Genomic DNA, 15,190 nt, shown 5'->3' on the forward strand with positions numbered 1-15,190 from the left:
CGTCAGTTACCGGCCTCACCGATACGTTCAGCCTGCTGCAGATTCTCTTTGGTGATCAGCGTCGGCGGGTAGTCGGCCCCGGTGATGGCTTTCTTCTCGCGCACGTTGGCCACCAGTTGGCTCATCGCCGTCTGCACCGCAAAGCCCGGACGCTGATCCGCCGTTACCGCCAGCCAGCCGTCGCGCACGCGGGCCAGCGCTTCCGGTACCGCATCAAAACCGGTGACCAGAATTTCGCCCGGCTTCACGCCCTGGCTCTGCAGCGCTTCAATCGCGCCCAGCGCCATATCGTCGTTAGCGGAGAGGATCACCTGCGGGCGTTTCGGCAGAGAAGGCAGAACGCTTTCCACGATGCGCATCCCTTCCGAACGCATCCAGTTTCCGGTCTGATCGGCGACGATCTTGTACTTATCCCCGCCCGCCTTCAGGCTGTCGCGGATCCCTTTGGTGCGTTCAATATTGGAGGAGGAGCCCGGCTGACCGGTCAGCAGAATAATCTCCGCCCCGTCGGGGAATTTGGTTTTCACGAAGTCGCCAATCGCCTGGCCGCCTTTGTAGTTGTTAGCCCCGAAGTGCGGCACTTTTTTCTGGCTGTCGACGGAGCGGTCAAGGGTCACCACCGGCAGCTTCGCATCCTGAATTTCATCTACCGCGCTGGAGACGGCGTTTACGTCGTTCGGGGAGACGATAAAGCCCTGCGCCCCGCGGGTGATGGCATTTTCCAGGTCAGCCACCTGTTTCGGTGAACTGCCCTGCCCGTCCAGCACCTGAAGCTTCACGCCCATCTCTTTTGCGGCTTTCACCGCCGTGCGCTGCATGTGTACTTCAAACGGCATGGCCAGGTTTGGCGTACTGAAAACAATTTGCTCGTTTTCGGCGAGGGCAGCCCCGGACGTCATGGCGATGAGGGCGGCTACGATCAGTTTTTTCATTATTATGTCTCTCTGTGTAGGGTGGTTGTGTTTAGAGGACGATCTCGCGCTGGCTACGCAGCGACTCCAGCGCTTTATCCGCGAGGTACAGCGCACGTTCACCATCATCACCGCTGCAGTCAGGCACCGCTTCGCCGCGCAGGACCGCAACAAAGTGTTCCCATTCCGCGGCGTAAGCGGATTTGTAGCGCTGCAGGAAGAAGTGTTCCGGCAGCGCGCTGGTGCAGCCCTGTTTGCCGTAGTGCTGCACCTGGTTTTCCAGAATATTGCCCGCGCACAGCAGCCCTTCGGAGCCGTGCAGCTCCAGGCGCTGGTCGTATCCGTAAGATGAGCGGCGGCTGTTGACGATGGTCGCCATCGCGCCGGAGGCATATTTCAGAACGATAAATGCGGTGTCGATATCCCCCGCCTCGCCAATCGCCGGATCGACCAGGTTACTGCCCTGGGCATAGACCGACACCGGCTCTTCGCCCATGATGAAGCGCGCCATATCAAAGTCGTGAATGGTCATATCGCGGAACATGCCGCCGGAGACGCGCACGTACTCTGCAGGCGGCGGAGACGGGTCGCGGGAGATAATCAGCAGCGATTCCGGCTTGCCGATGCGCCCGGCCTGGGCGTCGGTTTTCACCCGGCGGAACTGCGGGTCAAAGCGGCGGTTAAAGCCGATAAACAGCGGCACGTCGTACTCTTTGACCACTTTCAGGCAGTCGCGCACGCGGGCAAGGTCGAGGTGTACCGGCTTTTCGCAAAAGATGGCTTTGCCATGGCGGGCGGCCATTTCAATCAGGTCCGCGTGGGTATCGGTGGCGGAGGCAATCAGCACGGCGTGAACGTTAGGGTCGGTCATCGCTTCATCCAGGCTCTGCTGACGGGCCTGATACTGCGTGGCGAGACGGGTGGCAAATTCCTGATTCGGGTCAACCACGGACCAGAGCGTGGTCGCGCCGTGGCTGGCAATGTTAGCTGCATGTACCTGGCCAATTCGGCCAGCGCCCAGTAAAGCAATGTTAAACATAACGGCTCCCGGTGTTGGTGAATGCTGTGAACTAACGACCCTATAAATAAAACATTTATTTCATTTTTATAAATAGTGAAAATTATGTTTTTGGGTGCGGGTTAACACTTTTGAGATGAATGAGATAAATTTTGTTATCAATCTCACAACATAGGAGAAAGTGCTGCTAACCCCTCACCCCTGCCCTCTCCCCAAAGGGGCAAGGGAGAAAAGAGTGCACCACACCATCCCCTCTCCCCTTTGGGGAGAGGGTTAGGGTGAGGGGAAAATGAAATGAAAATTTCGTTACGGCGGGAAAACTTAATACTGGCGGGCTTTTTTCACCTGCGCCTGCGTTTGCAGAGCGGCTTCACGCACGGCAGAAGACGCCGCCACCTGCGCGTCGCCGGTTCGCCACCACGAGGCGTAGTCATGGGTCATGGTCTTCGGCAGCACCTTGATGTCCAGCAGCGTCGGGCCCGGATGCGCACGTGACGCCTCCAGCGCCGCCAGCAGGCTTTGCTCATCGTTTACCCGCCACGCGCGGCAGCCGTAGCTTTCCGCGTTTTGGGCAAAATCGACCTTCACAAGCGGCCCGTCCAGCCGTCCGGTTTCCGGGTTGCGATGGCGGTTTTCGGTACCAAAGCTCCCCATGCCGTGCCCCATCTGCAGATTGTTAATGCAGCCAAAGCTGGCGTTATCAAACAGCAGAACGGTGACCTTAATCCCCTCCTGCACCGCGGTTTGCAGCTCGGAGTGCAGCATCATGTACGAGCCATCCCCCACCATGGCGTACACCGGCTGGTCGGGTCTGGCGAGCTTCGCACCGATGGCCGCCGCAATCTCGTAGCCCATGCAGGAGTATCCGTATTCCAGGTGATAGCTGTCCGGCGTTTTCACCTGCCAGAGCCGCTGTAAATCGCCCGGCAGCGATCCGGCCGCCCCCACCACGATGGCGCTATCTTCAATATGCTGGTTGATCAGCCCCAGCACCCGCGTCTGGGTCAGGCGAGTGTTGAGCGTTTCGCCATATTCCACCAGCTGGCTATCCAGGTGCCCTGCCACTTCGGGCGCATCAGCAGGATGCCACTGGCGATCCCACAGGCGACGGCACTCGTCGCGCCACGCGGATTTCGCCTGGGCGATCGCGTCTCCCCAGCTGCTGCGATAATCGCCGAGCGACTGGGTTAAGGCCTGAAGTCCGGTTTGAGCATCAGCGATCAGTGCGGTGGCGTCCAGCTTCAGGGCGTCGAACTCCGCCACGTTCAGCAGCAGAAATTCGACGTCCGGATGGGAAAAGAGCGCCTTGGAGCCGGTGGTAAAGTCCGTAAGACGCGTGCCGATGCCAATCACTAAATCCGCCTGGGGCGCGAGCTGGTTGGCCGCCAGTCCCCCCGTCACCCCAACGCCACCCAGGTTAAGTGGGTGGTCACTTACCAGCGCCCCCTTCCCGGCCTGGGTTTCGGCAAACGGCAGCTGCAGCGTCTCGACAAATTCGCGAAACGCCTCATGCGCGCCGGAATAGCGCACGCCGCCGCCGCACACCACCAGCGGACGACGCTTGCGGGCGATCAGCGCCCGCGCCTGCGCCAGACGCTGCGGGTCAGGCGGACGACGTTCGATGTGGTGCACGCGGCGCGCGAAGAAGCTCAGGGGATAATCCCAGGCTTCCCCCTGCACGTCCTGCGGCAGGCAGAGGGTCACCGCCCCGGTATTGGCGGGGTCAGTAAGCGTTCGCATCGCGCTTAGCATGGCGCTCATCAGCTGCTCGGGACGGTTGATACGGTCCCAGTAGCGAGAGACAGGACGGAAGCAGTCGTTGGTGCTGATGCTGAGATCGTGATACTGCTCGATCTGCTGCAGCACCGGGTCCGGCTGGCGGCTGGCGTAGATATCGCCCGGCAGCAATAGCAGCGGAATGCGGTTCGCCGTAGCGGTTGCCGCCGCGGTCACCATATTGGCGGCGCCCGGCCCGACGGAGGAGGTGACGGCGAAAATGCGCTGACGGCGGTGCTGTTTGGCGAATCCCGTCGCCATATGGGCAATGCCCTGCTCGTTGCAGCCCTGCATCACCTGCAAATGGCCCGGATCTTGTTCCAGCGCCTGGCCGATGCCGAGCACGTTACCGTGCCCGAAAATAGTCGCCACGCCCTCCACGAAGGGCATTTCGTCGCCATCCACGCTGACGTATTGTTGATTAAGGAATCGGACCAGCGCCTGGGCCATAGTCATACGTTCGGTTTGCATAACGCCTCCTGTCAGCCCAGCGTTGGCATGGAGAACGCAGCGCCTGTCTCCTGCTGCATTTCCGGCCAGCGTGCGGTGATGGTTTTCATTCGGGTGTAGAAACGCACACCGTCGTTGCCGTGGACGTTGAGCGCACCAAAGATAGAGCGCTTCCAGCCACCGAAACTGTGGAATGCCATCGGCACCGGGATCGGCACATTGACCCCGACCATGCCCGCCTGCACCTCTTCGCAGAAGCGACGCGCGCAGCCGCCGTCACGGGTGAAGATTGCCGAACCATTACCATATTCATGGCGGTTAATCAGTTCCACCGCGCTGGCGTAATCTGCTACGCGCACCACAGAAAGCACCGGGCCGAAAATCTCTTCTTTATAGATGGTCATCTCCGGGGTGACGTTATCAAACAGCGTCGGCCCGACGAAATAGCCCTGCTCGTGCCCCTGCACGCTGAAGCTGCGACCGTCCACGCGAAGTGTCGCGCCCTGCGCTTCCCCGCTGTCGATATAGCCCAGCACCTTGCTGCGGTGCGCCGAGGAGATGAGCGGCCCCATTTCGTTTTCCGGCGTCTGGTCCAGACCCGGCCCGACGCGCAGGGCGGCAATCTGTTTTTCCAGCCTGGCGCAGAGGTCATCGGCGGTTTTATCCCCCACCGCCAGCACCACCGAGAGCGCCATGCAGCGCTCCCCCGCCGCACCGAAGCCTGCGCCCATAATGGCGTTGGCGGCCATCTCCATGTCGGCATCCGGCATGAGAATACAGTGGTTTTTCGCGCCACCCAGTGCCTGACAGCGCTTTCCGTGGGCGGACGCGGTCTGGTAAATGTATTCGGCGATCGGCGTCGAGCCGACAAAGCTCACCGCCTGCACGCGCGGGTCGGTCAGGAGTACGTCAACGGACTCTTTGTCACCCTGCACCACGTTGAACACGCCGTCCGGCAGGCCAGCCTCTTTCAGCAGCTGCGCCAGCGCGAGCGCCAGGGAGGGATCTTTTTCTGACGGTTTCAGCACGAAGGTGTTTCCGGTCGCCAGCGCAATCGGGAACATCCACATCGGCACCATCGCCGGGAAGTTAAACGGCGTGATCCCAACGCAGACCCCGAGCGGCTGCATCAGCGAGTGGCTGTCAACGCCGGTGCCGACGTTGGCTGAGTGCTCACCTTTTTGCAGATGCGGAATACCGCAGGCAAATTCCACAACTTCCAGACCACGGGTGAGTTCGCCCACCGCGTCGGAGAAGACCTTGCCGTGCTCTTCGCTGATGAGACGGGCCAGGCGATCCATGTTCTCTTCCAGCAGCGCCTTGAAGCGGAACATCACGCGCGCGCGTTTAAGCGGAGCATGACGCGCCCACGCAGGAAACGCCTGCTGCGCGGCGGCAATTGCCTGCTCCGTTTCCTGTGCCGTACTCATCACCACCTGGCGGATCTGCTTGCCGGTGGCCGGGTTGAAGATCGCCTGAACGCGCTGGCCTGAACCGGTGACACATTCGCCGTGAATAAAATTCGCTACCGTCTCCATCCTTAACCTCTCGCTGTTGATACGTGACTGTTACCTGAACACTGTGTACCGAACACTATATATGAAACAAATATTCCATTTTAAGTTGAAATAAAATAAATGATGATTATTGTGATCAAGGATGGATTTTTATGTTAACAGCCAACAATACTGACGCAGCGTGCGCTATTAAGGCATTTCGGGCGTGGGAATGACTGAAGCTTCTGTTTCATTTTTGCTGCCAGATGGATGGCCGACATTTAAAAGACGCGGTTTTGCGTTTAGAATCACAGGACTGTATTTGGGGGATAACATGACGACAGCAACCAGCCTGAACGAACTGCAGCAGCAAATCCGCGATCGCTACGATAGCCTGAGCAAGAGGCTGCAGCAGGTCTCCCGCTATGTGCTGGATAATACGAACAGCGTGGCCTTTGATACGGTTGCCGTGATTGCCGAGCGCGCCGACGTGCCGCCCTCGACGCTGATCCGCTTCGCCAACGCCTTTGACTTCACCGGCTTCAACGAAATGAAACAGCTGTTTCGCATGAACCTGGTGGAGGAGACCGCCAGCTACAGCGACCGTGCCCGGCTGTTCCGCGAAATGGAGAGCGAGGCCGTGCCCGAAACCCCGCTCGACATCCTGCAGGAGTTCGCCCGTTCAAACGCCCAGGCGCTACAGCAGCTGGCCGCCCGCGCCGAACCGGAAATGCTGGAGCGCGCGGTGCAGCTGCTGGCCGACGCCGACACCATCTACATCGCCGGACTGCGCCGCTCCTTTAGCGTTGCGGCCTACCTCACCTATGCCCTGAGCCACCTGGAGTGCCGCCCGATTCTGCTCGACGGTATGGGTGGCATGCTGCGCGAGCAGATCAGCCGCATTAAGGCGCGCGACATCGTAGTGTCGATCAGCTTCTCGCCGTACGCGGAAGAGACGGTGATGGTCAGCGAAACCGCCGCCAGCGTCGGCGCGCGGCAGATTGTGATTACGGACAGCCAGATCAGCCCGCTGGCGACGTTCAGCGATCTTTGCTTTGTTGTGAAAGAGGCACAGGTGGACGCGTTTCGGTCCCAGTCGGCGACGCTGTGCCTGGTGCAGTCACTGGTGGTGGCGCTGGCGTATCGATTGGGTGAAGGGAAGTGAGGCGATAAAAAACCCCCTGCGCAGGCAGAGGGTTTTGGGAATATTTCAGAGGAGGATTTTTCCACGATTATTGTTAACTATGATATTCAGTATTAATTCAATAAATTAATACAATATTTTTACCCCTTTAATAATGCTTTCTTGTTTTAAGCATTCCTCATCCGTAAGACCGTGATTGACTCCTTAGACACTCAACTGCTGCTTCGAGTGACTTCTCGTCAGGCACAAGGGTACCCCATTCCCTCCAAAAATCTCTCGTCGCGCTATCTGGTTTCACATGCGGCTGATCAAGCTTAATTCGTGTTGGAAGCAGTACAGCATCACCCAAAAGTAACGCCTCGCCAGTGTCAAGCAGCGGAAGCATCGCCGTCAAACCTACCAAGGAATCTGGCATTAGCCTTTTAATTACGTTCTGATCGCTGTCGTTCGTTAGCCTGAGAGATAAAAAATTGTTACATTGAGAAAGGATAGTCCTACTTACATCAGACGGTCGCTGGCTTACAACTAGTAAGGAGAATCCGTACTTCCTTCCTTCCTTTGCAATGCGTTCGAATGACCAAAGAGCCTGTCTTTGAACGGCATCAGCATCATCTTTCACCGGTAAGTACAAGTGCGCCTCATCACATAGTAACGTGACTGGTGTTCGTGCCTCAGTCCTCATCCAGAACTGCACATCATATAATAGGCGTGCCAATGTACCGGTAACTACTGGGAGTACATCAGCTGGAACCTCAGAGAAATCAATAACTTTGATTCCATTGCCAGAATCAGCGCGTAGCAATTTTATGATCTGCTTAGCAAGCCAACCATAGTCGAGAGCAGTTGCAGGAGGTGAGAACATGAAGCCGTAACGGCGATCATCAAGTTTAGCCTCTAGTCGAGAGATAAAACGCGTCAGTTTATCCTCCCAATCCCCCTTAACAGCAGCACCGTTCTTTCCCACGCCTTTAGTTGTATTGTCCGTCTTTAGACGAGAGACCAAATCAGAAATTGCATAAGGTATTGGCGAATCTACCGTGAAGGTTTCCTTAACTTTTACCTTACCAGAGGAATCTAATGTTTCTCGCTTAAGATCACGCACATGGAGGGTGAAACGAGAAGCTTGGTTAGGAGCGTTTTGATCGCTACGATCCAGAATCATTGAAAGCATCTCGTCTCGGTTTAGCAGCCAATAAGGCAAAAATAGCGTGTCGTCTTTCGGATCTGTTAGATCGCCTGGTCCAGCGATACGGAGTCGTTGAGCAAATCCCCCTTGGCTTTTATCAGCCAAAGGGGCATATTCACCGTGCATATCAAACACTATGATATTAGGAAAATTTAGCTTTGCAGCTCGTTCAAGAATCAAAGCGACAGCCCAGCTCTTACCAGACCCAGTACTTCCCAAAATTGCAGCATGTCTTTGGAAGAACTTGTCTCCACTGGCTATAGCTTCAGCGCTGCGATCTGCAACGAATGTACCTAACTTCAATCGTTCATCGTCTGATAATCCAGCACCTAATATGCCCATGAAACGTTGCAGATTACTGCCCTCAATTATGAAGCAGTCTCGATCAATCTGCGGGAAACTATCAGCACCGCGCTTGGAAGTATCAGTTTTTTCACCATCAACAGTACGATATGTGCCAATGACAAAGGCCTGCATGTGATCGGCTGGTGAAAGCATTAATGTTCCGAGATCACCATCTATAGGATCTGTGAGTTCTTCTCTAAGGGAGCGAGTAACACGATCCGTCATCGCAATTAAGAATTCAGCTTGGGTCATTCCTTTGATGGCAATGAGCTGGCCAATGCCTAAACGTGTAAGCATCTCTGAATTTGTTACGTCGATAGCTACGCGACTGGTGTCAACACCGGCGACGCGACCTATTTGATCGTTTTCTGTAAACACAAGCGCTGGGTTTGTCATACTGATAAAACTCCCTTCACGAATCCATCAAGATCCCAGTAGTTAACACCAGGGTAGAATATTTCTGCACCGTCTATTATGAAGCATGCACCTGAGGTTCCTGACTCTTCACGATACTCAGCAGCTATCACATTCTTATTTTTTACAGCTAGCTCTCTCGCCTTAGGGGAAAGCGCGTAAGTTAAAATTACAGTTTTCACACCAGATTTAATGCGAGGAGTAAGATGAGTTTCCAAATGATCATCATTAAAACCGTAGCCGATAATGAGGAAGCGCTGCGCCCGATCTATCGCGTCATTTGCCTTTTCTCGATGCTTGTCGAAAGGACTCTCATATCCATTACGAAATTTATTTATACCTGGAGTAATTATAAGTCGAGGGAGCGGCAGTACCCCAGCATAGCGAACAGGATTTCCCTCTCGATGATACCAATCAAGGCTGCCATGCGGCTTGAAGATGTTAGCCTTAAGTGCAAACCTATAGCGTACATTCCTACCTACTAATTTCACATTGCGGCAAAAACTCCAGTAACTATTTTGTGGTTCAAGCCGTGCTGCAAAATGTCCACAGAACATAGTGTCCACACCAATACCAGCTTCCTCACAGGCTAGTTCTGCAAGACGATCATAGTTTGTTGTAACAATAGGTATACCTGCGTCTGGCTTAAGCAAATGCGGAATCAGTTTGGTTAATCTAAGTGTTCTGGTTTTATTAAAAACTTCTGAAATAATTTTAGATTCTGCGGTAGCAATGAATTCTGCCGTATTCTGAACTATTGTAGCCTCAAGTGATGGAGATGGAGCATACTTCAACAAAGCAGCCTCCAAACCTATCTCATTGATAAGTGGGTGAATTACTTGCCAGAGCTTACCATCTTCAGGGGAAAGACTAGCAGGAATACTGGTCACTAAATGATCCCCTAGGGCCCCCATTCCCGGTATGCCCTCTGCGCAGGACAAGCCGGAACCAATAATGAGAACAAGTCCGTCCCCTAGAAATTCTTGTAATTGCTTTTTTAACGCCCCTAGTTCCATAGTCCTTCCTATTGGTCTATAGCAACGCCATGTTAGGAAAATTTTATTGATGGTAGATCTTGCAAATCTACATTACAATATCTCAAACTCCTTTATCTATAACAAATTAAATAAATAGTATCTTCTGTTAATTTCAGTAATTTGTTTCCATTAACAACAAATGAGACATTAATCTTTTACATCAGCAGGCTTATTCATTCAATTTACATCTAACCCACCCTTCTGAAGGTAACTCATCTCCGAGGCGGGATAAGAATGGAAAGATTACACAGCCCTTACATGAAAGATACTATATGATCACTAAAATGCATTAAATTAATCAACAACTTACATGAACAGTTCAACCTAGATTGAGCTTGGTTTATTTGCTCCAAGTCCAATAATTCTACGCTGGCCGCAACTACCTAGCTAAAACTGAAATAAATGCTATGGAGCTCATGGTGAAAGCAGTTACCCATGAAGAGTTGGTATTCGCTAAACACACCCCCATTGTTCTCATCGGCGCTGTAATCTACTCCTAGATTACACGTGTCGATAGTTATCTCAAGTCATACAGCTTAAGTTATGAAGGCTCCCAGACACTACCTATGAAATTGAATTTATTTGCCGTGATTTAATAACTTTAGGTTCTAAAACACTCCCAAACTACAATGGCATGTGCAGAAATTGTTAAAAAAAAGCCCGCATTTCGCGGGCTCACAAGATTTATCGCTTCACGTACTGATCGTTACCAACTTAAAAATCATTCCCACTCAATCGTAGCCGGTGGCTTACCGCTGATGTCATACACCACGCGGGAAATACCGTTCACTTCGTTGATGATGCGGTTAGACACGCGGCCTAAGAAGTCATACGGCAGGTGCGCCCAGTGCGCGGTCATGAAGTCGATGGTTTCCACCGCACGCAGGGAGACAACCCAGTCGTACTTACGGCCATCACCCATCACGCCGACAGAGCGAACCGGCAGGAACACGGTGAACGCCTGGCTTACTTTGTTGTACAGGTCAGCTTTGTGCAGCTCTTCGATGAAGATCGCGTCTGCGCGACGCAGCAGGTCGCAGTACTCTTTCTTCACTTCACCCAATACGCGCACGCCGAGACCCGGGCCCGGGAACGGGTGACGGTAGAGCATGTCGTACGGCAGACCCAGTTCCAGACCGATCTTGCGTACTTCATCTTTGAACAGCTCGCGCAGCGGTTCAACCAGACCCATCTTCATCTCTTTCGGCAGGCCGCCCACGTTGTGGTGAGATTTGATGACGTGTGCTTTACCGGTTGCTGAAGCAGCTGATTCAATCACGTCAGGATAGATAGTGCCCTGTGCCAGCCATTTAACGTCTTCCAGCTTCAGCGCTTCTTCGTCGAACACTTCCACGAACACGCGGCCGATGATTTTACGCTTGGCTTCCGGATCGTTCTCGCCTTTCAGCGCGTCCAGGAAACGCTGCTCACCTTCCACGTGAACGATGTTCAGACCGAAGTGGTCACCGAACATGTCCATCACCTGCTGGGCTTCGTTCAGACGCAGCAGACCGTTGTCCACAAAGACGCAGGTCAGGTTTTTGCCGATGGCACGGTGCAGCAGCATCGCGGTCACGGAGGAGTCGACGCCGCCGGAGAGGCCGAGGATCACTTTGTCATCACCAACCTGCTGGCGGATACGCTCCACGGCGTCGTCGATGATTTTTGCCGGGGTCCACAGCGCTTCACACTGGCAGATGTCGCGCACGAAGCGCTCCAGCATGCGCATACCCTGACGGGTGTGGGTCACTTCCGGGTGGAACTGCACGCCGTAGAAGCGTTTTTCTTCGTTCGCCATGATCGCGAACGGGCAGCTTTCGGTGCTGGCAACGGTTACGAAGTCAGACGGGATAGCGGTGACCTTGTCGCCGTGGCTCATCCACACGTCCAGCAGCGGTTTGCCGTCAGCGGTCAGGGAGTCTTCGATACCGCGTACCAGTGCGCTGTCGGTGACGACTTCTACCTGTGCATAACCGAACTCACGCTCGTTAGAGCCTTCTACGTGGCCGCCCAGTTGCATGGCCATGGTCTGCATACCGTAGCAGACGCCGAATACCGGCACGCCTGCTTCGAACACGTACTGCGGCGCGCGCGGGCTGTTCTCTTCGGTGGTGCTTTCCGGGCCGCCGGACAGGATGATGCCGCTTGGATTGAATTCGCGAATCTGTGCTTCCGTGACATCCCACGCCCACAGTTCGCAGTAAACGCCCAGTTCACGTACGCGACGCGCCACCAGCTGAGTGTACTGAGAACCAAAATCGAGGATGAGGATGCGATGTTTATGAATGTTTTCCGTCATTGACGCTAATTCCGAGGCAAGTGAAACAGATTAAATAAATCGCCCGACACGAGGTCGGGCGAAGAAAAATCAGGAGCCCAGACGATAGTTCGGGGACTCTTTGGTGATCGTCACGTCGTGAACGTGGCTCTCCTGGATACCCGCACCGCTGATGCGTACGAATTCCGCTTTGGTACGCAGCAGGTCAATGGTACCACAGCCGGTCAGACCCATACAGGAGCGCAGGCCGCCCATCTGCTGGTGAATGATCTCTTTCAGACGGCCTTTATAAGCAACGCGGCCTTCGATACCTTCCGGCACCAGTTTGTCAGCGGCGTTATCGGTCTGGAAGTAACGGTCAGAGGAACCTTTGGACATCGCGCCCAGGGAACCCATCCCACGATAGGATTTGTAAGAACGGCCCTGGTAGAGTTCGATTTCACCCGGGGATTCTTCGGTACCGGCCAGCATGGAGCCCACCATCACGGCAGCAGCGCCCGCGGCGATGGCTTTCGCGATGTCGCCAGAGAAGCGGATACCGCCGTCAGCGATAACCGGAATACCGGTGCCTTCCAGCGCTTCAACCGCGTCAGATACCGCGGTGATCTGCGGAACGCCCACGCCGGTGACGATACGGGTAGTACAGATAGAGCCTGGACCGATACCCACTTTTACCGCGCTGCAGCCGGCATCAGCCAGCGCACGAGCGCCTGCGCCTGTTGCCACGTTGCCACCGATGATCTGCAGGTCCGGGTACTTAGCACGGGTGTCACGAATACGCTGCAGAACGCCTTCGGAGTGGCCGTGTGAGGAGTCGATCAGCAGGACGTCAACGCCCGCAGCCACCAGCGCATCAACACGCTCTTCGTTACCGGCACCGGCACCCACCGCTGCACCCACGCGCAGACGGCCATGCTCGTCTTTACAGGCGTTAGGTTTACGTTCTGCTTTCTGGAAATCTTTCACGGTGATCATGCCGCGCAGATGGAAGTTCGCATCCACAACCAGCGCTTTCTCAACGCGTTTTTCGTGCATTTTCGCCAGCACTACGTCGCGGGTTTCACCTTCGCGAACGGTCACCAGACGCTCTTTTGGCGTCATGTAGACGCTGACAGGCTGGTTCAGATCAGTCACGAAGCGCACGTCACGGCCGGTGATGATGCCAACCAGCTCGTTATCTTCGGTCACAACCGGGTAACCGGCGAAGCCGTTACGTTCGGTCAGGGCTTTCACTTCGTGCAGAGTGGTGGTTGGCAGAACGGTCTGAGGGTCAGACACAATGCCGGATTCATGTTTCTTCACGCGGCGAACTTCTTCCGCCTGACGCTCGATAGACATGTTTTTATGGATAAAGCCAATGCCGCCTTCCTGTGCCAGGGCGATAGCCAGGCGCGCTTCAGTCACGGTGTCCATTGCCGCGGAGAGCATAGGAATGTTCAGACGAATGGTTTTCGTCAACTGCGTGCTGAGGTCGGCAGTATTCGGCAGAACGGTGGAATGAGCGGGAACGAGGAGGACGTCGTCAAACGTCAGTGCTTCTTTAGCGATACGTAGCATGGGCAATATCTCTGACCTGGGTGGTTAAATATTGCCGTGGCATTATACAGAGCGTAACCGATTGCATCTACACTTTTTTAAAAAAAATGCTTGCGATTGCCTCTCAGCAGGTTACTATCGACTGAATAACTTGCTGATTTAGAATTTGATCCCGCTCACATGTTATCCTCTCAATCCCCCTCAATTTATACCGTCAGCCGCCTGAATCAGACGGTGCGTTTGCTGCTTGAGCAGGAAATGGGGCAGGTCTGGATCAGCGGTGAGATCTCTAACTTCACGCAGCCCTCTTCCGGCCACTGGTACTTTACCTTAAAAGACGACACCGCCCAGGTGCGCTGCGCGATGTTCCGCAACAGCAACCGCCGCGTGACGTTTCGTCCGCAGCACGGCCAGCAGGTTCTGGTTCGCGCCAATATTACCCTGTATGAACCGCGCGGTGATTATCAAATTATCGTCGAGAGCATGCAGCCTGCGGGCGAAGGGCTGTTGCAGCAGAAGTATGAGCAGTTAAAAGCAACGCTTTCTGCCGAGGGGCTTTTCGACCAGCAGTTTAAAAAACCGCTGCCCTCTCCTGCCCACTGCGTTGGGGTTATCACCTCAAAAACCGGTGCGGCACTGCATGACATTTTGCACGTCCTCAAGCGTCGCGACCCTTCCCTGCCCGTCATCATCTACCCGACCGCCGTGCAGGGCGACGATGCGCCGGGCCAGATTGTGCGCGCCATTGCGCTGGCGAATGCGCGCCAGGAGTGTGACGTGCTCATCGTCGGGCGCGGAGGCGGCTCGCTGGAAGATCTGTGGAGCTTTAACGACGAGCGCGTGGCGCGGGCAATCTTTGCCAGCCTTATCCCCGTCGTGAGTGCCGTCGGGCATGAAACGGACGTAACGATAGCCGATTTTGTCGCGGATTTACGTGCGCCTACGCCTTCCGCGGCGGCAGAAGTGGTGAGTCGTAACCAGCTGGAGCTGCTGCGTCAGATCCAGAACGGCCAGCAGCGCCTTGAAATGGCGATGGATTACTTCCTCGCCAACCGTACCCGTCGCTTTACCCAGCTTCATCATCGTCTGCAGCAGCAGCACCCGCAGCTGCGCCTGGCGCGTCAACAGACGGTGCTGGATCGTCTGCGCCAGCGCATGAATATCGCGCTGGATACTCAGCTGAAACGCGCCGTTTCGCGCCAGCAGCGCGTGACGCAGCGCCTTAACCAGCAAAATCCGCAGCCGAAAATTTACCGCGCGCAAACGCGGATTCAGCAGCTGGAGTTTCGTCTGGCGGAGACTCTCCGCGCCCGGCTGAGTACCACCCGCGAACGTTTTGGCAATGCGGTGACCCATCTTGAAGCGGTCAGCCCCCTCTCCACGCTGGCGCGCGGCTATAGCGTCACCACCGCGACGGACGGGAAAGTGCTGAAACAAACCAAACAGGTCAAAGCCGGGGATGTGCTGACCACCCGCCTGTCTGACGGCTGGGTAGAAAGCGAAGTGAAATCAATTAAACCGGTGAAAAAGACGCGTCAGCGCAAAACCGGATAATTCTTCGCCGGTTACTTACTATACTGCAGCTATTCCCTTTTTTGA

10 protein-coding genes are annotated in these 15,190 nt (G+C 55.1%); 2 read left to right on the top strand and 8 right to left on the bottom strand.

All coding sequences use genetic code 11. The features are described 5' to 3' along the window. Positions 1-2 precede the first annotated feature (2 nt). The 4 genes from L383_RS11530 to L383_RS11515 all read right to left on the bottom strand — a co-directional run bounded on the left by L383_RS11530 (position 3) and on the right by L383_RS11515 (position 5,693). Positions 3-932 carry a sugar ABC transporter substrate-binding protein gene (locus L383_RS11530; RefSeq protein WP_008502118.1) on the bottom strand — a complete coding sequence of 310 codons (930 nt, stop codon included), beginning with the start codon at positions 930-932 and terminating at the stop codon, positions 3-5. Positions 933-963: 31 nt separating this feature from the next. Next, the gene (iolG, locus tag L383_RS11525; RefSeq protein WP_023294280.1) at positions 964-1,950 is read right to left on the bottom strand and encodes an inositol 2-dehydrogenase; all 987 of its coding nucleotides are present in this window, start codon (positions 1,948-1,950) and stop codon (positions 964-966) included. A gap of 300 nt (positions 1,951-2,250) precedes the next feature. Next, complete coding sequence (gene iolD / locus L383_RS11520; protein ID WP_023331066.1) at positions 2,251-4,176, bottom strand: 3D-(3,5/4)-trihydroxycyclohexane-1,2-dione acylhydrolase (decyclizing); 1,926 nt, start codon at positions 4,174-4,176, stop codon at positions 2,251-2,253. 11 nt (positions 4,177-4,187) lie between these two features. Further along, positions 4,188-5,693, bottom strand: coding sequence for a CoA-acylating methylmalonate-semialdehyde dehydrogenase (locus L383_RS11515; RefSeq protein ID WP_023331067.1), 1,506 nt, complete (start codon positions 5,691-5,693; stop codon positions 4,188-4,190). A gap of 292 nt (positions 5,694-5,985) precedes the next feature. On the opposite strand from L383_RS11515, the gene L383_RS11510 reads away from it, so the two are divergent. Beyond that, complete coding sequence (locus L383_RS11510; protein ID WP_008502123.1) at positions 5,986-6,816, top strand: MurR/RpiR family transcriptional regulator; 831 nt, start codon at positions 5,986-5,988, stop codon at positions 6,814-6,816. 157 nt (positions 6,817-6,973) lie between these two features. Here the strand turns inward: L383_RS11510 and L383_RS11505 are convergent, their stop codons facing one another. The 4 genes from L383_RS11505 to guaB all read right to left on the bottom strand — a co-directional run bounded on the left by L383_RS11505 (position 6,974) and on the right by guaB (position 13,612). After that, positions 6,974-8,722 (bottom strand): ATP-binding protein, encoded by a 1,749-nt coding sequence (locus tag L383_RS11505; RefSeq protein WP_023331068.1) that lies wholly within the window; start codon positions 8,720-8,722, stop codon positions 6,974-6,976. Further along, positions 8,719-9,756 (bottom strand): SIR2 family protein, encoded by a 1,038-nt coding sequence (locus L383_RS11500; protein ID WP_023331069.1) that lies wholly within the window; start codon positions 9,754-9,756, stop codon positions 8,719-8,721. Before L383_RS11500 ends, L383_RS11505 begins: the two co-directional genes overlap by 4 nt. Positions 9,757-10,498: 742 nt before the next feature. Next, positions 10,499-12,076 carry a glutamine-hydrolyzing GMP synthase gene (guaA, locus tag L383_RS11495; protein WP_006811514.1) on the bottom strand — a complete coding sequence of 526 codons (1,578 nt, stop codon included), beginning with the start codon at positions 12,074-12,076 and terminating at the stop codon, positions 10,499-10,501. A 69-nt stretch (positions 12,077-12,145) separates the two neighbouring features. Beyond that, entirely contained in the window at positions 12,146-13,612 is a 1,467-nt protein-coding gene (guaB, locus tag L383_RS11490; protein WP_014884799.1) for an IMP dehydrogenase, read from the bottom strand. A 159-nt stretch (positions 13,613-13,771) separates the two neighbouring features. Between guaB and xseA the strand changes: the two genes are divergently transcribed. Beyond that, positions 13,772-15,145, top strand: a complete 1,374-nt coding sequence (xseA, locus tag L383_RS11485; protein ID WP_023331070.1) for an exodeoxyribonuclease VII large subunit — start codon at positions 13,772-13,774, stop codon at positions 15,143-15,145. Positions 15,146-15,190 lie beyond the last annotated feature (45 nt).

The sequence above is a fragment of the Enterobacter sp. MGH 37 genome, assembly GCF_000534515.1.
GTDB classification, from domain to species: domain Bacteria; phylum Pseudomonadota; class Gammaproteobacteria; order Enterobacterales; family Enterobacteriaceae; genus Enterobacter; species Enterobacter kobei.

What these genes read in the sequence shown, in the direction of transcription:
- L383_RS11530 (WP_008502118.1), bottom strand. Translation starts at nt 932, where the DNA reads ATGAAAAAACTGATCGTAGCCGCCCTCATCGCCATGACGTCCGGGGCT.
- iolG (WP_023294280.1), bottom strand. Translation starts at nt 1,950, where the DNA reads ATGTTTAACATTGCTTTACTGGGCGCTGGCCGAATTGGCCAGGTACAT.
- iolD (WP_023331066.1), bottom strand. Translation starts at nt 4,176, where the DNA reads ATGCAAACCGAACGTATGACTATGGCCCAGGCGCTGGTCCGATTCCTT.
- L383_RS11515 (WP_023331067.1), bottom strand. Translation starts at nt 5,693, where the DNA reads ATGGAGACGGTAGCGAATTTTATTCACGGCGAATGTGTCACCGGTTCA.
- L383_RS11510 (WP_008502123.1), top strand. Translation starts at nt 5,986, where the DNA reads ATGACGACAGCAACCAGCCTGAACGAACTGCAGCAGCAAATCCGCGAT.
- L383_RS11505 (WP_023331068.1), bottom strand. Translation starts at nt 8,722, where the DNA reads ATGACAAACCCAGCGCTTGTGTTTACAGAAAACGATCAAATAGGTCGC.
- L383_RS11500 (WP_023331069.1), bottom strand. Translation starts at nt 9,756, where the DNA reads ATGGAACTAGGGGCGTTAAAAAAGCAATTACAAGAATTTCTAGGGGAC.
- guaA (WP_006811514.1), bottom strand. Translation starts at nt 12,076, where the DNA reads ATGACGGAAAACATTCATAAACATCGCATCCTCATCCTCGATTTTGGT.
- guaB (WP_014884799.1), bottom strand. Translation starts at nt 13,612, where the DNA reads ATGCTACGTATCGCTAAAGAAGCACTGACGTTTGACGACGTCCTCCTC.
- xseA (WP_023331070.1), top strand. Translation starts at nt 13,772, where the DNA reads ATGTTATCCTCTCAATCCCCCTCAATTTATACCGTCAGCCGCCTGAAT.